At 63.5% G+C, this 22,492-nt stretch carries 22 protein-coding genes and 1 pseudogene; 10 read left to right on the top strand and 13 right to left on the bottom strand.

Annotated features, from left to right (window positions below):
* Positions 1-102: 102 nt before the first annotated feature.
* The 6 genes from FJ980_RS05625 to FJ980_RS05600 form a co-directional block, all read right to left on the bottom strand.
* The gene (locus FJ980_RS05625; RefSeq protein WP_140541949.1) at positions 103-1,194 is read right to left on the bottom strand and encodes a methylenetetrahydrofolate reductase; all 1,092 of its coding nucleotides are present in this window, start codon (positions 1,192-1,194) and stop codon (positions 103-105) included.
* The gene (locus FJ980_RS05620) at positions 1,191-1,781 is read right to left on the bottom strand and encodes a methylenetetrahydrofolate reductase C-terminal domain-containing protein (RefSeq protein ID WP_140541948.1); all 591 of its coding nucleotides are present in this window, start codon (positions 1,779-1,781) and stop codon (positions 1,191-1,193) included. The genes FJ980_RS05625 and FJ980_RS05620 overlap by 4 nt, the downstream gene beginning before the upstream one ends.
* Entirely contained in the window at positions 1,774-2,076 is a 303-nt protein-coding gene (locus tag FJ980_RS05615) for a virulence factor (RefSeq protein WP_140541947.1), read from the bottom strand. Before FJ980_RS05615 ends, FJ980_RS05620 begins: the two co-directional genes overlap by 8 nt.
* Positions 2,077-2,252: 176 nt before the next feature.
* Positions 2,253-2,519 (bottom strand): DUF6290 family protein, encoded by a 267-nt coding sequence (locus tag FJ980_RS05610; RefSeq protein ID WP_140541946.1) that lies wholly within the window; start codon positions 2,517-2,519, stop codon positions 2,253-2,255.
* 55 nt (positions 2,520-2,574) lie between these two features.
* Entirely contained in the window at positions 2,575-3,357 is a 783-nt protein-coding gene (locus FJ980_RS05605; protein WP_140541945.1) for a formyl transferase, read from the bottom strand.
* 93 nt (positions 3,358-3,450) lie between these two features.
* A complete protein-coding gene (locus tag FJ980_RS05600; protein ID WP_140541944.1) occupies positions 3,451-4,026 on the bottom strand; it encodes a DUF4893 domain-containing protein in 576 nt (191 codons plus the stop codon).
* Between the two features lie 128 nt (positions 4,027-4,154).
* Between FJ980_RS05600 and FJ980_RS05595 the strand changes: the two genes are divergently transcribed.
* Positions 4,155-5,066: an NAD(P)-dependent oxidoreductase gene (locus FJ980_RS05595; RefSeq protein ID WP_140541943.1), complete on the top strand. Its 912-nt coding sequence runs from the start codon at positions 4,155-4,157 to the stop codon at positions 5,064-5,066.
* A gap of 3 nt (positions 5,067-5,069) precedes the next feature.
* On the opposite strand, the gene FJ980_RS05590 is transcribed toward FJ980_RS05595, so the two are convergent.
* The gene (locus tag FJ980_RS05590) at positions 5,070-5,711 is read right to left on the bottom strand and encodes a DUF1638 domain-containing protein (protein ID WP_140541942.1); all 642 of its coding nucleotides are present in this window, start codon (positions 5,709-5,711) and stop codon (positions 5,070-5,072) included.
* Between the two features lie 53 nt (positions 5,712-5,764).
* Between FJ980_RS05590 and FJ980_RS05585 the strand changes: the two genes are divergently transcribed.
* Complete coding sequence (locus FJ980_RS05585; RefSeq protein ID WP_140541941.1) at positions 5,765-5,899, top strand: entericidin A/B family lipoprotein; 135 nt, start codon at positions 5,765-5,767, stop codon at positions 5,897-5,899.
* 85 nt (positions 5,900-5,984) lie between these two features.
* Here the strand turns inward: FJ980_RS05585 and FJ980_RS05580 are convergent, their stop codons facing one another.
* A complete protein-coding gene (locus FJ980_RS05580) occupies positions 5,985-6,683 on the bottom strand; it encodes a B12-binding domain-containing protein (RefSeq protein ID WP_140495658.1) in 699 nt (232 codons plus the stop codon).
* A gap of 271 nt (positions 6,684-6,954) precedes the next feature.
* Between FJ980_RS05580 and FJ980_RS05575 the strand changes: the two genes are divergently transcribed.
* From FJ980_RS05575 to FJ980_RS05550, 6 genes are all read left to right on the top strand, one after another.
* Positions 6,955-8,529: a trimethylamine methyltransferase family protein gene (locus FJ980_RS05575; protein WP_140541940.1), complete on the top strand. Its 1,575-nt coding sequence runs from the start codon at positions 6,955-6,957 to the stop codon at positions 8,527-8,529.
* 89 nt (positions 8,530-8,618) lie between these two features.
* On the top strand, positions 8,619-9,308 hold the full coding sequence (locus FJ980_RS05570; RefSeq protein ID WP_140541939.1) for a 4Fe-4S dicluster domain-containing protein: 690 nt from the start codon (positions 8,619-8,621) through the stop codon (positions 9,306-9,308).
* Between the two features lie 104 nt (positions 9,309-9,412).
* Positions 9,413-10,144: a dienelactone hydrolase family protein gene (locus FJ980_RS05565; RefSeq protein ID WP_140541938.1), complete on the top strand. Its 732-nt coding sequence runs from the start codon at positions 9,413-9,415 to the stop codon at positions 10,142-10,144.
* 226 nt (positions 10,145-10,370) lie between these two features.
* Entirely contained in the window at positions 10,371-10,931 is a 561-nt protein-coding gene (locus FJ980_RS05560; RefSeq protein ID WP_140542008.1) for an RNA polymerase sigma factor, read from the top strand.
* Between the two features lie 2 nt (positions 10,932-10,933).
* On the top strand, positions 10,934-13,126 hold the full coding sequence (locus FJ980_RS05555) for a VWA domain-containing protein (protein ID WP_140541937.1): 2,193 nt from the start codon (positions 10,934-10,936) through the stop codon (positions 13,124-13,126).
* A 10-nt stretch (positions 13,127-13,136) separates the two neighbouring features.
* The gene (locus FJ980_RS05550; protein ID WP_246676318.1) at positions 13,137-13,547 is read left to right on the top strand and encodes a hypothetical protein; all 411 of its coding nucleotides are present in this window, start codon (positions 13,137-13,139) and stop codon (positions 13,545-13,547) included.
* 7 nt (positions 13,548-13,554) lie between these two features.
* Here the strand turns inward: FJ980_RS05550 and bmt are convergent, their stop codons facing one another.
* Positions 13,555-14,577 (bottom strand): betaine--homocysteine S-methyltransferase, encoded by a 1,023-nt coding sequence (gene bmt / locus FJ980_RS05545; protein ID WP_140541936.1) that lies wholly within the window; start codon positions 14,575-14,577, stop codon positions 13,555-13,557.
* A gap of 156 nt (positions 14,578-14,733) precedes the next feature.
* Positions 14,734-15,591, bottom strand: a complete 858-nt coding sequence (locus FJ980_RS05540) for a helix-turn-helix transcriptional regulator (RefSeq protein ID WP_140541935.1) — start codon at positions 15,589-15,591, stop codon at positions 14,734-14,736.
* 228 nt (positions 15,592-15,819) lie between these two features.
* Between FJ980_RS05540 and FJ980_RS05535 the strand changes: the two genes are divergently transcribed.
* Both FJ980_RS05535 and FJ980_RS05530 read left to right on the top strand, forming a co-directional pair.
* Entirely contained in the window at positions 15,820-16,842 is a 1,023-nt protein-coding gene (locus FJ980_RS05535) for a fatty acid desaturase (RefSeq protein WP_140541934.1), read from the top strand.
* A 76-nt stretch (positions 16,843-16,918) separates the two neighbouring features.
* Positions 16,919-17,755, top strand: a complete 837-nt coding sequence (locus FJ980_RS05530) for a PhnD/SsuA/transferrin family substrate-binding protein (protein ID WP_140541933.1) — start codon at positions 16,919-16,921, stop codon at positions 17,753-17,755.
* Here FJ980_RS05530 and FJ980_RS05525 read toward each other — a convergent pair.
* From FJ980_RS05525 to FJ980_RS05515, 3 genes and pseudogenes are all read right to left on the bottom strand, one after another.
* Complete coding sequence (locus FJ980_RS05525; RefSeq protein WP_140541932.1) at positions 17,723-19,063, bottom strand: Xaa-Pro peptidase family protein; 1,341 nt, start codon at positions 19,061-19,063, stop codon at positions 17,723-17,725. The genes FJ980_RS05530 and FJ980_RS05525 overlap by 33 nt on opposite strands.
* A gap of 16 nt (positions 19,064-19,079) precedes the next feature.
* Entirely contained in the window at positions 19,080-20,591 is a 1,512-nt protein-coding gene (locus tag FJ980_RS05520) for a glycosyltransferase family 39 protein (protein ID WP_140541931.1), read from the bottom strand.
* Between the two features lie 85 nt (positions 20,592-20,676).
* Positions 20,677-22,422, bottom strand: a pseudogene (locus tag FJ980_RS05515) (FAD-dependent oxidoreductase); the annotation flags it as partial.
* Positions 22,423-22,492: the final 70 nt, after the last annotated feature.

Genomic DNA, 22,492 nt, shown 5'->3' with positions numbered 1-22,492 from the left:
TTATCTGATTTGGTTCAAGTGAATGCGTGCCGTCCGCGCTCTTAGATTCTAAGTTCATATGTGTCGTTGCCCAAACCGGTTCCCATTTTGGGGCGACATACATCAATGCGCGGTCTTCACCATATCCACCTGGGTTTCGGTAATCTCGTCATGCAGCAGGTGGTCGAGCCGGTCGGCGACCAGCTGGTCGTCGCGGCGGATCTCCCGCTTCCAAGGCTGGCGGCCTTTCAGCACGCCGGATTCATCGACGATCTCGGCGACATATTCTTCCTGGCGATAGGCCATCACATGGATGCCGGCGACGCCCGGGATTTCCTTCACCTCGTTGATGATGTCGATGCAGAGCTGCTTGCCTTCCTTCTTCTGATCCTGCGCGCCCTCCAGCCGCTTGATAACCGCATCGGGGATGTGGATGCCCGGCACGTTGGAGCGGATCCATTTCGCGGTCTTGGCGGAGGCGAGCGGGCCGACGCCGCAGAGCAGGAACAGCTTTTCGGTGTGGCCGAGGTCGCGCGCCTTCTGCATGAAGGTTCTGAACATCGGCACGTCGAAGCAATACTGCGTCTGCGCGAACTGCGCGCCGGCGGCGATCTTCTTGCCGAGATGGATCGGGCGGAAGTCGTAAGGCGGCGCAAAGGGGTTGACGGCAGCACCCAGGAAGACCTGCGGCGGCGTCGTCAGCTTGCGGCCGGACAGGAATTTGCCGTTGTCGCGCATGATGCGGATGGTTTCGAGCAGCGACATGGAATCGAGGTCGAATACCGGCTTGGCACCCGGCTGGTCGCCGGCCTGCACGCCGTCGCCGGTGAGGCACAGCATATTGGCGACGCCCATGGCGGCGCCGCCCAGCACGTCGCCCTGGATAGCGATGCGGTTCTTGTCGCGGCAGGCGATCTGCATGATCGGCGCATAGCCCATGCGGGTGAGCAGCGCGCAGATGCCGACCGAGGACATGTGGCAGTTGGCGCCCGAGGCGTCGACCGCATTGATGGCGTCGACCCAGCCGTCGAAGATCTTGGCGCGGTTGTAGACATCTTCCGGATCGGCGCTGTCGGGCGGATTGAGCTCGGTCGTTACAGCAAACTCGCCGCGGCGCAGCACGCGCTCCAGCCGGCCGCGCGACGTGTGGCCTGGCAGGGGCTCGAGCGGCAGGTGGATGCCGGCCGGGTTCTCGTCGATCTGGCGGACGGTCATGCCGAAGCTCCGGGATTCTTGGCCGCTTCGCGCGCGGCGGCGGCCTGCGCGGTCACGCGGAGCCAGGCCGAGGTTTCGCGCAGCGACTGATCGACCGGCTTCTGCACGGTGAGGATCTTGTCGCCGTGGACCATGTTGCGCGAGCCTTCCCAAGCCTTGACCCAGACGCAGGGCATGTCCGGCTCGACCTCGCAATTGCCGTTGGCGCGCACGCCGCCGCAAGGGCCGTTGCGCAGTTGCTTGGGGCAGTTCATCGGGCACGACATGCCGGTGGAGGAGAGCACGCATTGGCCGCACATGCGGCAGTCGAACATGAAGCCCTTGACCCGCTTCTCGACGAATTTCACCGGGGCTTCGACGTGGCCGTAGCCGATGCCTTTCCACAGAGGGTGCAACAGCAGGAAGACGTCGGCGAACCTGCTGTAGAACCATTCCAGCAGTCGCGAGTGCCGGATCGACCAAAGCCGCACGGCAAATGTGCGCTGGACGCGCCGCTGCGGCGACACATCGGCCGGCTTGTAATCGGATTTCGGCGCTGCCTTCTTGACCAAGGTGGCCTGGGTAACCGCCGGCTGTTGCTCAGACATTTTCTTTCCCGCCAGCCTTGACCAGAGCGACCAGCCGCTCGCGGTCATATTTCGTGTCGAGTTCCCGATAGGCCTTCTCGACCTCGGCCTCGATGTCGTCGCCGACCGGAACCGGGTCGGCCTTGCGCCACTCCGCCAGATAGTCGTCGGTGCCGCCGGCGCCGGTGCGCATGGCGCACATGTCGATCGCCTCGGTGAAGCGCAGCGGCAATTCCCTCTTGGCGTTCTGCCGGCCCTTCTTGACGATGACCTGGGCAGGGATATCGCGCCAGTAGACGACGATCAGATCGGCCATGAATTCTCAACTCCTCGAAGTCTTGGAGCATTGCCGCATGCGTGGTTGAGCCGCTTGTTATGGGACGACGCGCGCGCCTTCAAAAGCGACGCTGCCGGAGGTCGCAAAAAGAAAGGTCATGAGCGCGGATTGAGAGACGGGGTTTCCGTCGTCGTTGGCAAGGGGCCGAGGAGGTGTCAGACCTGCCATACAGGCCGCGACGCAGCGAGCCTTTGCAAACCGGCGCGCCCCCGCGCCGGCGACTTTGCCCAAGCCTCGAACTTTTCCCAATCGGCAGCCGGGATCGTCACCACAAGCCCATCCAGCACCTGCATTTCGGCTGCTTCAACGGCCTTATGCCGGATGAAATCGCTGAGACTGGTGTGTGCTTGACGGGCAGCAGCTTCAAGAAGCTCACGTTCGTCAGAGGTGACGCGAATATTGATAAGGGCCATGTTGGACATCGGCAGAACTCACTCTCCTGTAGACAATAGCATACAGGGCGACCAATTGACCGGCCTACCAGACGCGTTTGGTCAGGCCGGTCCGTAGATAGAACCAGATCGTCGGGTGATACCATTGCTTCGACGGTAGGCCCGGATCGATTGTTTCCAGTCTGCCGGCCAGCGCATTGCCGACCGCCTCGACGCAGATATCGCGCGAAAAGGCTGCCTGGCGCAGCGCGTAGCTGGCGATGGTGTCGCCGGTCCTGGGCCTGCCGCGCGCCTGTTTCAGCACGCCGCCGGTGTCGACGCCGGCATCGACCAGATGCACGGTGGTGCCGAAATTCCCTTGATCGCCGCAGGCCAGCGCCCAGTAGCCGCCATTCATGCCGCGATATTTCGGCGCGATCCCGGCATGGTAGTTGAGCACTGGGCAAGGCATTCTTGCCAGCGTTTGCTTCGACAACAGCCTGCAGCCGGCAAGCAGCACCACGCCCGGATTGATCCTGGCGATCGCCTCGAGGCATTCCGGCCCGTTGGCGGATGGCATATGGATGATCGCCTGACCTTGCCGCGGTTCGGTGTCGAGCTTCTCCTCGGCGATCAGTCTCTCGGCATGGGCAGCCAGAAAGCGCTTGCCGAGCCTGGTCAGCACCATGGTGCCGAGCTGGCCGATGGCCGAGATCCAGCCCTGGCGTCGCGCGCGGCGGGTGAGCAGGCGCTTTTTGGATTCAGCGGATTCGAGGATGACGCTGACGGGACCGACGCGGTCGGCAAGCGCATTGACGATGGCCCAGATATGCGGGCCACCTTCGGTGACGACCACGATCGGTCGCGTATTCTGGTCCGACGCTTCCACGGCACCCACCCGCTTGAATCGCGCGCATGCTATGCAGAGCAGGTTAATCCTTGGTGTGCCGGCGCCGTTTCAACGAGGCAGCAGAGGACGGGCTCAGCGCTTGAATTCCATGATGTCGAGTTTCGATTCGTAATAGGGCGCCGGGAATTCGATCCGCCATTCGGTGGCGCTGTTGCGGAAAGCGTAGCCGACCTGGTCGCTTTCGGGGCCGCTGCCATAGGGCTTGGCCTTGTCATCATTGACCGAGAACGAGCCGAGATAGATGGAGCGTTTCTCGCCGTCGTCGAAGAACCGGCCGGCGGTGTGCTGCGAGCCGCTGATCTTGGCGAGCCGCCAACCGGAGCCGTCGTCGGTCACCTTGCACTTGAACCAGCCATAGATGATGAGCGGGCTCAGGCCGCCCGCCTTGATGGTGCGGCACTTCCAGTTGCCGGTGAGATCCTTGTCGGAGAAGGCGACGAGAGGTCTGGCGAGCAGTTCGTCCAACTGCTTGGCCTCGGACGGATCGCCGGCTTTTGCCTCCTCGAGAGCCGCCTTGCGCGTCTCGCCGTATTTGTCCAATCGCGCCTTGTCGGCAGCCGTGATCAGCTTCTGCACCTCGCCGTCGGCAAGGGACGGCAAAGTGAGGGCGACGAGACCGAGGGCGGCAAGGAGCAGGCGAGGCATCATGAACGTGTTTCCTCAAATCAATGGCTGGAACAAAGTTCTTCCTATCGCTGGCGCACAACTTACCGGTTCGCGATCGTCTGTCATCCGTGCTTAACAACAGCAGTTCGGAAAAATGGTGGTTCGATCGAATGCGGATCCTGCTCACGGGGTCGTCCGGCTGGCTGGGCGGCGCGCTCAAGCCGAGGCTCGAAGCGCTCGGCCATCACGTCATCGGATTTGATCCGGTTCTCTCGGCGCGCACAAAGGTCGTCGGCTCGATCGCGGATCGCGATCTTGTCCTGAAGACCGTCCGCGAGAACAGCATCGAGGCCATCATTCACAGTGGGGCGCTGCACAAGCCGAATATCGAGCATCATGAGAACACGGCCTTTGTCGCCACGAATGTGCAAGGCACGCTCAATCTGCTCGATGCGGCCGTGACCTGCGGCGTGCAACGCTTCGTCTTCACCTCGACGACGTCGCTCATGATCTCGCAGGCAATCCGCGCCGGGTTCCAGGGCGGCGCGCGCAAGGCCGCCTGGCTGACGGAAGAGATGTCGCCTGAGCCGCGCAACATCTACGGCGTGACGAAACTCTCGGCCGAGCATCTCTGTCGCCTCTACCATATCGAGCATGGACTGCCGGTGGTGGTATTGCGCACGGCGCGCTTCTTTCCCGAGGCGGACGACATGGCGCATGCCATCGAACAGTCCGATGCCAACACCAAGGCCAACGAGTTGCTGTTTCGGCGGCTGACGGTGGAGGATGCGGCGGAAGCCCATGTGGCCGCCCTGGAGAAGGCGCCGAGCCTTGGCTTCGACATCTTCATCATCTCGGCGCCGACGCCGTTCCGGCCGCAGGATTGCGCCGAGCTGATCGCCGACGCGCCATCCGTCGTCGCGCGCTATTTCCCGGGTTATTCGAGGCTCTATGCGAGGAAGGGCTGGACCATGTTTTCCTCGATCGACCGCGTCTACGATCCCTTGCGGGCGCGAGAGCGGCTCGGCTTCGTCTGCAAGACCAGCTTCGCCGATGTGCTTGCCGCGCTGGAAGAGGCGTGACGACTAGGCGTCTCGGGCAGCGCCCTGTGCCGTCCGCGCCAGCTCGCCTGTCAGGTCGCCATAGCCGGTCGAGCGGCGCTCATAGACGAGGCCGAGCATGGCGGCGGCTTTTTCGGCGACCTTGTCGAGTTCCGGATCGTCGGTCTGGGCGAGATAGATCAGCTTCTCGTAGTTGCCGAAATAATCCTTGGTCAGCTCGGGATGCCGGTCGAGACCGAGCGGCTTGATGAAGAAGGCGTCGAACTGGCGGCAGAGAAAGTCGGTCATGTAGAACGACATCATGTCGTCATCGGCGACCTTCGCGTAGGCGTCCATGCCCTGGTAGAAAGCAAAGCAATGCGGCCCGGCCATGCGCTCGACGCCATGCTTCTCGATGACGCGGTCGAGCAGGCCGCCGGTGCCGCAATCGGCATAGCCGACGAAGATGTGCCGGTAGCCTTCCGCCTTGGCTTTCTCGATCGCCTTGTCCATCGCCGGCGCGATGCGGTCCGGGTAGAAATGAAACTCGGCCGGCAGGCAGGTCAGATCGAGATGGTCGAGCTTTAGCTGTTGCTTGACGGCCAAAACTTCGCGCGCAATCATCCCGCAGGCGATGACGAGCAGCCTGTCTGTTTGATTCGGTTCCGGTTTTTGCGTCTTGACCAAGTCGGGCCGGCTTTCGCTGCGGGGCTTAATATCTGTCGAGGGAGACACCGTCCATGAAACTGCTACGCATCGCGCCGATCGCCATCCTGGCCTGCGCGCTTGCACTCACGGCCTGCGCCAACACCATCCGGGGCGTCGGCAAGGACGTCAAATCGACGGCAAGGGCGGTCAAAGACACCATCAACTGATCTGCAGCCTCGTCCATAATCTGGGTACAAAAAAGCCGCGCTGCAAGGCGCGGCTTTTCTTGTCGATCCATCCTGATGCCTTGGGTCAGGCGGAAGCGCGAACGTTGTGCTTGCGCTTCATGTAGTCCTTGGCGGTCTCGACCGCCACCGCCGCGTCGCGGCAATAGGCATCGGCGCCGACGGCCTTGCCGAATTCCTCATTGAGCGGCGCGCCGCCGACCAGCACGACATAATCGTCGCGGATACCCTTTTCCTTCATCGTGTCGATCACGACCTTCATGTAGGGCATGGTGGTGGTGAGCAGCGCCGACATGCCGATGATGTCGGGCTGGTGCTGTTCGATGGCGTCCAGGTATTTCTCGACGGCGTTGTTGATGCCGAGGTCGATGACGTCGAAGCCGGCGCCTTCCATCATCATGCCGACGAGGTTCTTGCCGATGTCATGGATGTCACCCTTGACGGTGCCGATCACCATCTTGCCCTGCTTGGGCGCCCCGGTGGCGGCGAGCAGCGGACGCAGGATGAACATGCCGGCCTTCATCGCGTTGGCCGACAACAGCACTTCCGGGACGAACAGGATGCCGTCGCGAAAATCCTCGCCGACGATGCGCATGCCTTCGACCAGAGCCTCGGTCAGCACCTTGTAAGGCGCCCAGCCGCGCTCGAGCAGGATGCGCGTGCCTTCCTCGATCTCTTCCTTCAGGCCGTCATACAGGTCGTCGTGCATCTGCTGCACGAGCTCGTCGTCGGAAAGCTCGGAAAGGATGATCTCGTCGTCGGACATTTTCTCGGGCTCCTTGCTGCTCGGAATGACTGCGGCAGCCTAAAAATCGATGCGCCAATACCTAACCCGCGAGGGCAAGCTAGCCATAGCTGATTTGCGACTTCCCGCAAAAGGAAAGCGACTGGAAAGTTGGCGCTTTTCTTGTCGATTTTGCGACAGGCGTTGGCGCTGGCGGGCCGTTTCCAATAGGGTGCATGGTTACGATCCGGCGAGAAGCGGCGGTTACGGGCCGCGAGCCAATCCAGACCAGGTTTTTATAGGAAGCACGATCATGAGCGAGAACGCGGCAGTCGACCAGGAAGCGTCAAACGCACGGCGCGGGCGCGGTGCCAGCGGCGGCGCGGCGGCCCGGCGCGCGGCGCGCTCGGGCGGCGGTCCGGGCACGCAGCTCACCTATATCAAGCGCAAGATCAACGTTTACGAGGTCCTCAACGAGGAAGGCCTGGCGCTGATCGAGAAGAATACCGACACGGTGCTGGAAGAGATCGGCATCATCTTCCGCGACGATGCCGAGGCCCTGGCGCTTTGGAAGGAAGCGGGCGCCGACGTCAAGGGCGAGCGCGTGCATTTTCCGAAAGGTCTTTGCCGCTCGCTGTTGAAGACCGCGCCTTCGATCTACACCCAGCATGCGCGCAACCCGGAGCGCTCGGTGCAGATCGGCGGCAACGCGACCGTGTTCGCGCCGGTCTACGGCCCGCCCTTCGTGCGCGACCTCGACGGCAACCGGCGCTACGCGACGATCGAGGATTTCCAGAATTTCGTGAAGCTCGCCTACATGGCGCCGTCGATCCATCATTCGGGCGGCACGGTGTGCGAGCCGGTGGACGTGCCGGTCAACAAGCGCCACCTCGACATGATCTACTCGCATATCCGGTATTCGGATAAGCCGTTCATGGGCTCGGTGACGGCGCCGGAACGGGCCGAGGACACGGTGGCGATGGCCAAGCTCGTGTTCGGCGACGACTTCGTCGAGAACAACACGGTGCTGACCAGCCTGATCAACGCCAACTCGCCGATGGTGTTCGACGAGACCATGCTAGGGGCGTTGAAAGTCTATTCGCGCCACAACCAGGCCTGCATCGTCACGCCCTTCATCCTGGCCGGCGCGATGAGCCCGGTGACGGTTGCCGGCACGCTGACGCAGGTGCTGGCCGAAGTGCTCGCCGGCGCTTCGTTCACCCAGCTGATCAGGCCCGGCGCGCCGGTGCTGTTCGGCACCTTCGCCTCGTCGATCTCGATGCAGTCCGGCGCGCCGACCTTCGGCACGCCCGAGCCGTCGCTGGTCTCTTATGGTGCGGCGCAGCTGGCGCGACGGCTCGGCCTGCCGTTCCGCACCGGCGGCTCGCTCTGCGCCTCGAAGGTCCCGGACGCGCAGGCAGCCTATGAGAGCGCCAACACGCTCAACTCGACGATCCTTGCCGGCACCAATTTCGTCCTGCATTCGGCTGGCTGGCTCGAGGGTGGTCTCGCCTCCTGCTACGAAAAATTCATGATGGATATCGACCAGCTCGGCATGCAGCAGAAGTTTGCCGAAGGCGTCGACCTGTCGGAAAACGGCCAGGCGATGGACGCGATCCGCCAGGTCGGTCCGGGCAGCCACTATCTCGGCTGCGACCACACGCAAGCGAATTTCCAGACCGCCTTCTACCGTTCCAATATCGCCGACAACAATTCCTACGAGCAGTGGCTGGCCGAAGGCGAGAAGACCGCCCCGCAGCGCGCCAACGAGCTCGCCCGCCGCTGGCTGGAAAGCTACGAGGCGCCGCATCTCGATCCGGCCATCGACGAGGCGCTGAAGGATTTCATCGCCAGGAAGAAGGGCTCGATGGCCGACGCCTTCACGTGAAAGGAGCCCGAGTCAGGCGGGGCTAAAGTCGCCAACATCATCCACAAGGAAGTCTGGCGGAGCGCGTTCTCCGATCCGGACCGGAAAGGATGATTTTTGCGCGCGGCACGGTCGGGGAGATTGCGGCCGCGCTCGCGGCCGACGGCTTGATCGTCCGTGGCGGTTTCAGCTTTGGCGACGATGACACGGCGCCAGCCGGACTTTCGGGCGCTCCAGCCAAATCTGCGCTGCTCGTCGGACAGGCCGGCGCGGCGCCCTGGCAACATTTTCAGCGCTGGCTGGAACGACAGGCGAGGGACATCGCCAACCCGCTCGACAGCTGGTCGTGCGAGGTGATCGGTACAGTGGCGGAAGAATTCGGCGCCCGCGCGGTTTCGCCCTCCGACCGGCCCTATCTGCCGTTCCAGCAATGGGCGATGCAGGCGGAAGGGCTGAAGCCGTCGCCGCTCGGCATCCTCATGCATCCGACCTATGGACTTTGGCATGCCTATCGCGGCGCATTGCTGTTCGAGGACGAGATTTCTCTTCCCGAAGCTCATGAGATGAATCATCTTTGCGACGCATGCGTCGAAAAACCCTGCCTGAAATCCTGTCCGGTCGGTGCCTATTCGGTGGATGGCTTTGCGCACGAGGCGTGCCTGGTGCATGTGCGTGGCGGGGATGGTGCGCCCTGCCGCGCCGGCGGCTGTCTCGACCGCAACGCCTGTCCCTATGGCATTGAGTATCGCTATCCGGCCGATGTCCAGGCTTTCCATATGGCGGCGTTCGCCGGACTGTAGGCATTCTTCTGAACCGCACGGAAACTTGACCGCGATCGAGAGGTTGCGGCTTGCCCTGGCGGGCAGTGCGGATATCTAGCGCCTAGCAACCGGCGGAGCGCGCAATGACGAAGCAGGACATCAAGATCAAGACCCAGGACGGCACGGCGAAGGCACGGCTGTTTCGTCCAGCCGCGCCGGCCAAGGCTGGCGTCATCCTCTATACGGATGTTTTCGGTCCGCGCCCGGCGCTCGACCAGATGGCCGAGCGCCTCGCGGAGCATGGCTATGCCGTGCTGGTGCCCGATCTCTTCTACCGCTATGCGCCCTATGGGCCGTTCGATCCCAAAACCGCCTTTGCCGAGGAAAAGACCAAGGCCCTGCTGTTGATGCTGAGCGGCGGCACGACGCAGGGCATGACCATCCGCGACGGCAGCGCCTTCCTCGATGCTCTGGCCGCCGAGGGGATCGCCGGACCGATTGGCGTCGTCGGCTACTGCATGGGCGGCGCGCGGGCGCTAAACGCGGCGGCGAGCTATCCCGACCGTATCGCCGCCGCGGCAAGCTTCCATGGCGGCAATCTCGCCAGCGACGCGGCCGACAGCCCGCATCGCAAGGCGGCCTCGATCAAAGCGCGCGTCTATGTCGGCGTCGCCGGCGTCGACCGCAGCTTTCCGCCAGAGCAGTCGGCGCGGCTGGCGGAGGCGCTCAGGGCAGCAGAGGTTGACCACGTCATCGAAAACTATGTCGGCGTCGGCCACGGCTGGTGCGTCAAGGACCACAGCGTCTATGACGAGGCGGGCGCCGAGAGGCATTGGAAGCGGCTGACGACGTTCTTCAAAGAGACGCTGGGATAAGGTGTGCCGATATTCGGGTGAGGCCGGCCTACGAATGGCGGCTTCCTGCGCTTCCGGTGCTCACGTACTTTAAGTACGCTCCGCTCCGGTTCTCGGAAACCACCATTTTCGGCTCGGCCTGACCCGAATCTCGACACACCTCGTCCATCGCGCCTAATTGCCTTCGCAAAAAAATCTTTCCATCGCCCCAAGGATTGGCCATTAGCCTTCGTCCAACAGGCAAATGATGGCGATGATGCTGGACGACGGCGAAGCCTCCGATGCCGAATTGATCGGGCGGGCGAGGGGCGGAGACAGCGGTGCTTTCGGCAGATTGCTCGAAAGGCACTATGGTTTCGTTTATCGCGCCGCCTATCGCTGGTGCGGCCGCAAAGCCGACGCCGAGGACATCGCCCAGGACGTCTGCGTGCGGCTCGGCCGCGCGATCCGCAACTATCAGGGCAGCGGCGCCTTTACGACATGGCTCTATGCCATGACGCTGAACGCTTCGCGCGACATGATGCGCAAGCGCGCCCGCGACACCGCCAAGACCGATGCCTACGGCGCCTATGCGCTGATCGCGGCCGAAGCGTCGGCGGAGGTCGACGATCCGGCCGAGGCGCTGTGGGCGGCGGTGCGGATGCTGCCCGACAAGCAACGCGACGCAGTGCTGCTGGTCTATGGCGAAGGTCTCAACCACGCGGCGGCCGCCGAGGTGATGGCGATCTCGGAGACGACGGTGTCCTGGCACATCCATGAAGCGAAGAAACGGCTGAAGCTGCTGATGCGCTCAGCCGGGGAAGTGTGACCATGGTCGACGACAACGAACTCGAAAGGCTACGCGACATCGCGGTACCGGCGCCGGGCGGCGAGGCGAAGGCGCGCGCGTTCGCCGCCGCGATGCAGGCTTTCGACCTCGACGAAAAAATTTCGCCTGTTCGCCAAGGAACGTCCGCAGGCCTTCGTCTCACGGAGCGAGCAAGAATGCTCTGGAGAGACATCATGCAACGGAAACTCATCGCCACGCCGGCCATCACCGCGCTGGTCGCGCTGCCTATCGCCGGCTATGCTGCTTTCGAGATGCTGAAGGACCAGCCGCCCGTCGTGGGCGGCAACGGCACGGTCACCGAGACCTTGGCCGACAAACCGGCGGCGCAGAAGCCGGCGCCGGAACAGCCCGCGGTCAACGAGCCGCTGGCAGCGGCGCCCGCCAAGGAGAAGAAGACCGACGCGGACGCCGAGACCCAGGCCAATTCACAAATGGTGCCGGCAACGCCGCCCAAGCCGGCGGCCGAGGTCGACAGCCTGCTCAAGCAGGAGGCGGCGCCCGAGGCCGAGCGCGCCCTGCAGTCTGCGCCGGCGGAGAGTGGCCAGCTCGCGGCCGGCGGCAAAGCCGGGGTCGGGGTAATTGCGGGCTATTCCCCGAAGCGGAGAGCCGACCAGTTGGAGCGGGCCGACAAGGCGCCGGCAGGAGCAACTGCCGCGACACCGGCGTCTCCGCCGCCGGTCGCCGATTCCAAGCTGATGGTGCAGCCCGCGCCCATGCCCGCCGACCAAATGCAGCCGCGGGAGGAAAACCGCGACCGCGTCGAGACTTTCAAGACCAATCCGGTGCATGAGACGGCGCAGGATCCGGTCTCGACCTTCTCGATCGATGTCGATACCGCCTCCTATTCCTTCGTGCGGCGCTCGCTGAAGGAAGGCAGTCTGCCCGACCCGGACACGGTGCGCGTCGAGGAGATGATCAACTACTTCCCCTATGACTGGAAGGGACCGGATTCGGCCAAGACGCCGTTCAACTCGACCGTCACCGTCATGCCGACGCCGTGGAACGAGCACACCAAGCTCATGCATGTCGCGATCAAGGGTTTCGACGTGAAGCCGGCCGAGCAGCCGAAGGCCAATCTGGTTTTCCTGATCGACGTCTCGGGTTCGATGGACGAGCCGGACAAGCTGCCGCTGCTCAAATCCGCCTTCCGCCTGCTGGTCAGCAGGCTGAAGCCCGACGATACCGTTTCGATCGTCACCTATGCCGGCAATGCCGGCACGGTGCTGATGCCGACCAAGGCGGCGGAAAAGCAGAAGATCCTTGCGGCCATCGACCATCTGGCGCCCGGCGGCTCGACGGCCGGCGAGGAAGGCATCCGCGAGGCCTACAAGCTTGCACAGCAATCCTTCGTCAAGGACGGCGTCAACCGCGTGATGCTTGCCACCGACGGCGACTTCAATGTCGGCCAGACCGACGACGACGACCTCAAGCGACTGATCGAGAGGGAGCGCAAGACGGGCGTGTTTCTCTCGGTGTTCGGCTTCGGCCGCGGCAATCTGAACGATCAGTTGATGCAGACCATCGCCCAGAACGGCAACGGCACGGCGGCCTATATCGACACGCTGGCCGAAGCCGAGAAGGTGCTGGTCGAGGATGCCTCCTCGACCCTGTTCACCATTGCCAAGGACGTCAAGATCCAGGTCGAGTTCAATCCGGCCACGGTCTCGGAATACCGTCTCGTCGGTTATGAGACCCGCGCCCTGAAGCGCGAGGATTTCAACAATGACCGCGTCGATGCCGGCGATATCGGCTCCGGCCATTCGGTGACGGCGGTCTATGAGATCACGCCGAAAGGCAGCGGCCGCGAGCAGGTCGATCCGCTGCGCTACGGCCAGGCCAAGGTCGACAATGGCGGCGTCGCCAATGCGGGCGAATATGCCTTCGTCAAGATCCGCTACAAGCTGCCGGACGAGAACGTCTCGAAGCTCATCACCGCGCCGGTGACCGCCGCCAACGAGGTCTCGTCCTTCGATGCGGCCGGCGCCGACCAGCGTTTTTCGGTCGCCGTCGCGGCCTTCGGGCAGAAGCTGCGCGACGAGGACCAGACCGCGAATTTCAGCTACGACCGCATCGCGGAGATCGCCAATGCCGCGCGCGGCGCCGATCCATTCGGCTATCGGGCGGAGTTCCTGTCGCTGGTGCGGCTGGCCTCGTCGCTGGACGGCAACAAGTAGGCCATTGCGATTGACTGAAGAGCCGGCGGGACAATCCTGCCGGCTCTTTTTTCGATCGTTAAATTGCACGGCTTTTCCGGAACCTGGCCGCAACGAGCTTCTGTTAGTGGTGCCGATAGGGTTTGAGGGATCAGCAGTGCATATCACGACAATCGGGAACGCGAATTCGACGGCGGTCAATGCCACGGAGCGCGGACCGTCCGCTGCTTCAGCTGAATCCGCGCGCATCAGGAATGATGTCGACGCGGCGCGCAACACAGCGCTTTCGGCCCTCAACAACGACCGTTTTCGTTCGATGCTCGAGCAGATCAGCGACCCCGGCGCATCGGGCGCCCTGATGACGATGGGCGCCGACAACCAGGGCAGTGCCGGCACCGATCTGAATACCGCGCTGTCGCGCTACGCCGAAAACAGCAAGTAGAAGCGTATCAGGCGCGGCTGCGCCGGCGTTCGCGGCGGGCTTCGCTGGTCTCGGCGGTGTTTGCCGTCGCCGCCTTGTTGCGCATCGGGCCGATGCGCTCGACGATCGTCTCGACGGTCGGGCGGGTCGACTTGGTGTGCGCATCCAGCGCCTTGCGCATGGCGGCAAGGTGCGCGAACGAGGTGCCGCAGCAGCCGCCGACAATCTTGGCGCCGGCATCGACCGCCAGCCGCACATATTCGGACATCAACTCCGGCGTGCCGGAATAATGGATCTCTGCGCCGCGGAATTCCGGAATGCCGCAATTGCCCTTGACGATCACGGTCGCATCGGGCTTCGCCTCGGTCATGTCGAGCAGCGACGCCAGGATATCGGAAGCGCCGACGCCGCAATTGGCGCCGACACCGAGAGGGGCCTGCGACAGGCCATCGGCGACGGCGTGGATATCCTTCGGCAGCAGGCCCATCATGGTGCGGCCGGCAGTGTCGAAGGAACCGGTGTAGGTATAGGGCAGGCCGACACGGATGGCGGCCTCAGCCGCGGCGCGGATCTCGTCCGGCGCCGACATGGTCTCGATCCAGGCGACCTCGGCGCCGCCGGCCTTCAAGCCCTCGATCTGTTCGGCGAAGGCCTCGACCGCCTCGTCATAGGTCATGGCGCCGAGCGGCACCAGCAATTCGCCGGTCGGGCCGACGGAGCCGGCGACGATCACCGTGCGGCCGGCCTTGTCGGCGACGGAGCGGGCAATCTCGGCGGCGCGCTTGTTCAGCTCGTGGACGCGATCCTGCGCATGATGCAGCTTCAGCCTGTGGCGAGTGCCGCCGAAGGAGTTGGTGAGAATGATATCGGCGCCGGCGTCGACGAAGTTGCGATGCAGGGTGGCGATGGTCTCGGGCGCCGTCTCATTGAGCAGCTCAGGCGCTTCGCCGGCCTCAAGACCCATCGCGAACAGATTGGTGCCGGTGGCGCCATCGGCCAAAAGCACGCCTTTTTCGGCAAGCAGTGCGTCAATCGGGTTGGTCGCGGTCATGGCCCTGGATTTCCTGCCTGGAATGGCTTTCGCGTTCAAATTCAAATAACGATATAAAGAAGTCTTTATGTCCAGTCAACGAATTTGCGGCCGCGAAAGGCCAATGGGTTTCCCTGGAACGATGAGGGGCGGCCAAGATGATATCGATGCGCGCGATCAGGCAGAGCCTGATGGGAAGGACATTGCGGCCAGCTTTTGCGCAAAGCTCGCGGCCTCGTGCGCGTTGATGTCGGCGGCCCGGATCAGGTTGTCGAAATGGCTGGTGAGCGTGCGGATCGGCTGAGTGGCGCTCAGCACGATATACATGTCGCCGACATAGATCGCGGCGCGATAGGGGCCGAAGATCGTATAGGGGATCGAATAGCGAATGCGGCCGTCATAGAGGAACAGGCGAAAGGTCGGATAAAGGTCGTCAAGCAGCGCCGCCATGTGCAGCAATTGCTTGCGCCGTTCGGCCTCCGGGAAACGATCCCAGACACCGAGGCCGCGCGCGAAGATCTCCAGCGTGTGGCGCGGCATGCAGACTTCCATGTCGGTCTCCGGCCGACGGTTGTAGTCGATGCGATATTGCGTTTCGCCTGCCTGCGCCTCACGGCTCTTGTTGGCGATGCCGGCCTCATATTCCACCAATGCCTCGGTCCGCAGAAGGTCGGGAATGCCGGCGGGTACATAGCGGATCTTGGTACCGGCCGCCTCGGCATGCCATTTGGCCAAAAGCGTGCGGTCGAAGCCGTCGGGTGCCTCCTCGATCTCCAGGCTTTCTCTAATTTCGCCGGTGACACCTTCGTCCTGGCTCAGGCCCAGCAGCCAGTCGAGCGATACTTTGAACTCGGCGGCGATGTTGAGGAGGGTCTCGGCGCGCGGCAGGCGGGTCGAGGCGCCGGAGAGCAGCTGCGACAGCGCCGAACGGTCGATGCCGACCGCCGTCGCGAAGGCCGACTGGTTCAGGTCGGACCGTGTCAAGAGCAATTTCAGGCGCTCCCGAAAGGTCGTCGACAGATCGCGCTTGTCCATCACGCTGCTCCAGCATTGGAGAGGAAAAATTTGCGCCGGGGCCGTTCTGAACGTGGCTCAGGCGGAAATGAATCCCCATGTCTGTTTACAATGTATAACATATGCCGCCAAAAATGCGCATTCGCAACGGGTTGTGCGCATTGTCGCGTTGATGTCACGGCAGGCTCCTGACACAATGTTGTCAGGAATCGAGTTGGTTCCGGCGACTGGGGGGCAGTGGTCGAGAGCATGGCAAGCGTGAATACCGGCACGAAAAAGAGACGTAGCAGCACACCGGCTGTCGAATGGCCGACAGTCTTCCTCACACTCTTCTGCTACGGCGCATGGCTCGCTACCGGCTTCCTTGTCTGGCCATCCCATCCGCTTCTGGCGCTTGCCGTCCTGCCCTTTATCCTGGCTCTGCAATCCTCGATCATGCACGAAGTGCTGCACGGCCACCCGACCCGCAACGCCAGGATCAATGAAGCCTTCGTCTTCCTGCCCATCGGCATGGTCTGGCCGTTCCGCCGCTTCAAGACCATCCACCTTCGCCATCATGCAGACGAGCGCCTGACCGATCCGCTCGACGATCCCGAGAGCTACTACCAGGCGCTCTGGATGCATGAGGATCTGCCGCCGACAATGAAGCTTCTGCTCAAAATCAACAACACCATGGTCGGCCGCCTCGTCCTCGGTCCGTGGTTGTCCTCGGTCGGTTTCTTCATCGACGATGCCAAGCAGATCCTTGCCGGCGACAAAGCGACCCGCAAGGCCTGGCTGCTGCATGCCTTCGGTCTCGCGGCTGTCGCGCCGATCGTCACGTTCGGTTTCGGCATCCCGCTGTGGCTCTATATCCTGGTGCCGGTGTGGCTCGGCCAGTCGCTGATCTCGATCCGTACCTATGCCGAGCACCAGTGGTCGGAGCATCCGGAGGGGCGAACGGTGATCGTCGAGCGCTCGCCGCTCTCCTTCCTGTTCCTGAACAACAATCTGCATTTCGTTCATCACAAGAGCCCGACCATTGCCTGGTACCGGCTGCCGAAGCTCTTTCGCGAGCGCCGCGAGGAATGGCTGCGGATGAACAACGGTTATGCCTATCCGAACTATTTTGCGATGCTGAAAGCCCATGCGTTCAGGGCCAAGGAGCCGATCGTCCATCCGGTGCTGCGGCGCACGCCGGAACCGGGCCGCGCCTTCAAGCCGCGCGTCAGGGCGCGCAATGTCAGCGGACTTGGCACGGCGCCTGTTCCGGCCGAGCCGCCGAAGGAGTAATTTCGACTTTCCGCTACGCTTTTTTTGCGGCGGAACGCAGGCGCCGAAGGCCGCTTGTCTTTGAAAGCTATTCGACATGAGCAAGTTCGTTGCGGCCCTGCCTATGTATGATTGGTCCGAAGCGCGTGGCCAGGTCGACGCGCAATGGGCGCGGCTCCGTGACGCTTTCCGGCAAAGGGGCATCGATGCGCCGGAGGCGGTCGTGCGCAGCAATCGCGAACTGCCAGGGGTTCCCGGCGGCATACTCGACGGCGCCGGCAAGCCGATCGCGCCCGACCCGGCGACGCTGCCCCCGGAAGAGTTGGACTTTCTCCCGCTCTGGCTAAGCCCGGCGCTGCTCTTCGGACAAACCTGCTGGGGGCCGATGGAACTCGGCCTTGCTCGGCATGTGCAGGTGGTTGCGCAGCCGAGCTACGATGCGTTCGAGGGCGGGCAGGGAGAGCTCTATTCCAGCGCGCTGGTGATGCCGGCGGATGGCGGACCGGGGATTGCCTCGCCGGCGGACGGCAAGGCCCTCATCCCGATCGATCTTCTCCGCGGCAAGCGCCTCACCTTCAACAATCCGGATTCGATGTCCGGGCTGATCGGCCTGCAGCGCGACCTGGAGGCGATGGGCGAAAGCCTGGACATCTTCGCCTCGCGCGGCGAAAGCGGCGGCCACCGGTCGTCGATCGTGGCCGTGGCGGAAGGCAGGGCCGAGGTCGCGGCCATCGACTGCGGAAGCTGGGCGCTGGCGCAACGTTTCGAGCCGGCGGCGAGGGGCGTGAAGGTGGTCGGCTGGACGGCGCGGCGCAAGGGCCTGCCCTATATCACCGCCAGAACGACGCCGGAAAAAATCATTGCCGCGATGCGCGACGCCGTCGCGGCTGTCGAAAGCGGATCAGAGCAGCCGCTCATCCAGCTTGTAGGCTGAAAGCTTCTCGTTGCCGGTCTCGGTGATCAGGATCTGCTCCTCGATCTTGACGCCTTCGCGCCCGCCAAGCCTGCCGATATAGCTTTCGACGCAAAGCACCATGCCGGGTTCGAGCGCGCCGTCGGGCGTGTCGCCGGTCCAGTCGCTTGCATGCGGCAGCGTCGGATATTCGTCCGCCAGGCCGACCCCGTGATAGAGCACGCCGTAGCGTGTCGGATAGCAGTCGTCCGGCGGCACCGCCGAGCGCTCGACGAGATCGCGAAAGGAGATGCCCGGCCGCATCAGATCGGTGTTATGAGCGATCTGATCGGCGGCAATGCGGAAGAGGTCGCGCTGCGCGTTCGACGGCTTTCCGTCGCCGCAAAGCCATGTGCGCGAAAGATCGGCGCAGAACCCGTAGGGGCCGATCAGGTCCGTGTCGAAGGCGACGAGGTCGCCATCCTCGATGACGCGCGAGGAGCATTCCTGGAACCAGGGATTGGTGCGCGGTCCTGATGACAAGAGACGCGTTTCGATCCATTCGCCGCCGCGCGCGATGTTGCCGCGATGCAGTTCCGCCCAGAGCTCGTTTTCGGAGATGCCGGGCTTCAGCGCTGTCTCCATCTCGCCAATCGCCGCCTCGCAGGCGACGATGGCGCGGCGCATGGCGAGGATCTCGTCCGGCGATTTGATGAGACGCGCATTCTCCATCACCGCCTCGCCATTGCCTATCGCGATGCCGCGGCGGGCGAGTTCCTCAACGCCTTCCGGGTTGATGCGGTCGACGGCAATGCGGCGGTTGCCGCCGCCATGCTCGGCAACGAGCTCGGCGATACCGGCACCCCAGCGCCGGACTTTCTGCTCGGTGAGCTCGCCGCTGTAGAGATATATCCACGACACCGCGGGGCGTACCTCGTCGACGACGCCCGAATGGTCGGACAGGTGCTCGCAGGAGAAATAGTCGAACAGCACCACCGGCCCTTCCGTGGCGACGAAACAATGGCGTGTCGAATTGTGCGCGACCCAGAGCTGCATGTTGGTCGAATCCGTCGCGTAGCGGATGTTGACCGGGTCGTAGAGCAGGGCGCCGGCATAGTCGCGACGCTTCAGCTCGGCGCGAATGCGCTCCAGCCGGTATCTGCGCATGGCGGGCAGATCGGGCGCGGCGATGCCCGCCGTCGCCCACTCGGCTTCGGCAGTCGCGCCATAGCCCAGCAGATGCTGGTTGAGGGAGGCCGCCTTTTCGCGCGAGGCCTCGCGCAACGCTTCGACTGAGCCGGGTTCGAAGGGCATGATCTTGCGATGGCGGCCGAAGCCTAGCTTGTCCATTCGTCCCACCTGAAGCTTACTGCGCGGGCTTCTTGTGCAGTTTAGTAATCGTGACCTTGCGGGGCGGAAAGCCGAGTGCCTGCGGCACTTCAATCGTGCGGTGGATGGTGTCCATCACGTAGCCGGCCTTCGCCAACTCTTCGAAAACATCCGAGGACGATTCCCTGTCATCGGTAAGCACGAGCACCGCCGGCTCGCGGATCGACCTGGCGAAGTCCGGCGTCTCGTCATCGAGCGCGATGAGGTCGGCATCGACCAGGCGCAGATTGCCGACCCAGAACCAGCTCGAGACCACGGTCTTGACCGGTCCGTCGGCGTTGATCTGGTCGTAAAGCGAGCGGTAATTCATGCGCACGATGCTGCCGCGGCTGTCGCCGCCGTGCAGATGCATGTACCAGCTCAGCGGCAGCACCAATATGGCAAGCAGAGCGCCGACGAAGACAATGGTGGCTTGCGTCTTTCGGCCTTTCTGGCCCATGGCGTCGAAGCGCATGGCGAGCGCCGCGGGCAAGAGGATGAAGATCGGTAGCATCCAGCGGTCGCGAAACTGGGTGATGCCGGCCGCCAATACGACTGTGACCATGACCACAAGACCAAGTACGATCGCCCGCCACAACAGCTTTTCCGGCCACCGTACCGGCTGAGGCGGACCGGTCCGTTTTCTTGTCGACAGGACGTAGGCGACGGCAAAAATCGCGACCGGCAGTCCAGCGAAATTGACGATCGCGTTGACCAGTCTGCGGATGCCGAGAAGCGCCGTTTTTGCAACGCTGCCGCCTTCGGCGACGCCCAGGCCCCCTTGGTGCGCGAGCAGATCTTCCAGATGTGTCAGGCTCCAATAAAGCGTCGGCAGGCAGGCAAGGACCGCCACCGCCACACTGATTGCGAAACGGCGGTCGAAGATCGCGTCACGCGTTTCGCGAACCGAGAGAGATGCCAGGAACAGGGCGGCAAGGAAGATGACGATGTTGTACTTCGACAGCATCGCGGCCGCAGTCGCCAGGCCGAAAAACGCATAGGCGATGGCCGATCGCCGCTTCTCCACCTCGACCAGCGCCAGAAGCAGCAGCGAGGTGAAACAGAATATGGCGACCGAGTGGGTGAGGGCGTGCTGCATCTCCCAGAAGATCTGGGGAAACAGCAGCAATCCGAACATGCCGGCCGCCGCGGCCCGGTTCGAGTAGCCGAGGCGGCGTATGGCGGCGAAATAGGCGACCAGCCCCGCGGCCAGCAGGCCGTATTTGACGATCTTGAGGGCAAGGACGCTGGTTCCGACCAGCGAGGCTGCAAGCGTCGCCAGCCAGGTGTATAGAGGCGGCTGCGAGCTGCCGTAGCCGGCGGCCAGGAACCGCATTTCCGTCAATTGCTCTGCATCGTCGACACCGACGCCCGTCCCCGCAACATGGGACAGCAGGGCCATCATGATGATCTGGGTCAGGCAGTAGAGGAGGACCGACGCGACCGCCGCGCTGAATGGACCGACCCGTTCATCGCAGAGCCAATCGGTCCATTTCTCTAGTTGCCGCAAGGGGACGGTCTTCTCATGCTGATGCGCCGGTAGTGGGCTCGGACCATGCCATAGCTACCGACGCAATCCAACAATTCGCGGGGCTTCAGGTCCGCATCTTCTCGCCGCTCGGGTCGAAAGGCGGCTCGACATTGATGCGGGCCGGGCGGCGGTGGCCAAGAATCTCGATCTCGAACAGGCCGGCGCTTTCGTCCTCGGCAAGAGCGGCCGGCACATAGCCCTGCGCCATCGACTTCTGCACGTAATGCGCGTAGCCGCCCGAAGTCACCCAACCAACGACGCGCCAGTCTCCATCGACGATGCCGCGCACGGCCGAAGCGCCTTCGGCGGCCTTCGAGCCACGCACTTCCTTGCCTGATGTGTCGAAGCGCGGCGCGCCGTAGCCATGCGGCTTCTCGACCGTGCCGTAGTCCTTGCCGACCTTGGCCCAGATCGGCTCGTCGCCCATCACGTCGGCATCGGCCGCATCGACGATGAAGGAGACCCGGCGCAGCTTCGGCCCTTCGGCATGCTCCTTGGCGGACGCCTCGCGGCCAATGAAGTCGTTCTTCTCCAGCTTGATGAAGCGGTCCATCGAGCCTTCGAACGGTCCGTAGATCGGACGCAATTCACGGAACCAGGTCGGAAAATTCTTTTCCAGGCGCATTGAGAGCAGCGCGCGCATGCCGAAATCGACGATGCCGAATTCCGCGCCGGCTTCCTTGATCGCCTTGTAGACCAGGCGCTGATAGGCGGGCGCCATCCAGATCTCGTAGCCGAGGTCGCCGGTATAGGTGATGCGGTTGACCATGCAGGGCGCGCCGCCTACCGCCATCTCGCGGAAGTCCATGAAGCGGAAGGCCTTTGTCGAGACGTCGACATCGACGAGCTTCTGCAGCAGGTCGCGCGATTTCGGCCCCGCGATGGAGAGACCGACCAGCGTCTGGTCGAAGCGGTGGATGCGCACCGACCCGTCCTTCGGCAGGTGCTTCTCGAACCAGCGCATGTGATATTTCTGCGCTGCGGACGAGCCCCAGATCATGAAGCGGTCTTCTCCATTTCTTGCGCCGGCCTTGGCGATGGTGAAGTCGCCGATCAGCTTGCCGAATTCGTTGACCATCGGGGTCAGCACGATGCGGCCGACCTTCGGCATGCGGTTGGTCATCAACCGGTTGAGGAAATCCTCGGCACCCGGTCCCGAGACCTCGTATTTGGCGAAGTTGGCGATCTCGGTGACGCCGACCCTGTCGCGCGTGGCGCGCACTTCCTCGCCGATCGGGCCGAAATCGTTGGAGCGGTGGAAGGAGACGATGTCCTTCGGCTCCGTGCCCTTCGGTGCGAACCAGAGCGGCGTTTCCAGGCCCCACGAATCGCCCATGACGGCGTTGTTGGCGAGCATGGTGTCGTAGAGTGGCGTCGTCTGCGCCGGACGGGCGGCGGGCAGTTCTTCGTTCGGGAAGCGGATCGAGAAGCGGCGCGAATAGTTCTCGCGCACCTTGGCGTTGGTGTAGCGCAAGCTCGCCCATTCGCCGAAGCGAGCGACATCCATGCCCCAAACGTCGAAGCCCGGATCGCCATGCACCATCCAGTTGGAGAGCGCGAGGCCGACGCCGCCGCCCTGGCTGAACCCGGCCATGACGGCGCAGGCGCACCAGAAATTGGTCAGGCCCTGTACCGGGCCGACCAGCGGATTGCCGTCGAGCGCGAAGGTGAAGGGGCCGTTGATGATCTGCTTGATGCCGGCCTTCTCGATGCCGGGGAAATGCTTGAAGCCGATCTCCAGCGATGGAGCGATGCGGTCGATGTCGGGCTGCAGCAGCTCATGGCCGAAATCCCATGGCGTGTTGACCGGCGGCGTCATGATGGCCGATACGCCCGAGCGCATGGACTTCCTGCGGCTGGCTCACGCCAAGGGCCGCTAT

This window comes from Mesorhizobium sp. B1-1-5 (genome assembly GCF_006443065.1).
GTDB lineage: Bacteria > Pseudomonadota > Alphaproteobacteria > Rhizobiales > Rhizobiaceae > Mesorhizobium.
Note: the sequence above shows the minus strand (reverse complement) of the source record. Positions and strands in the feature narration are given on the sequence as shown.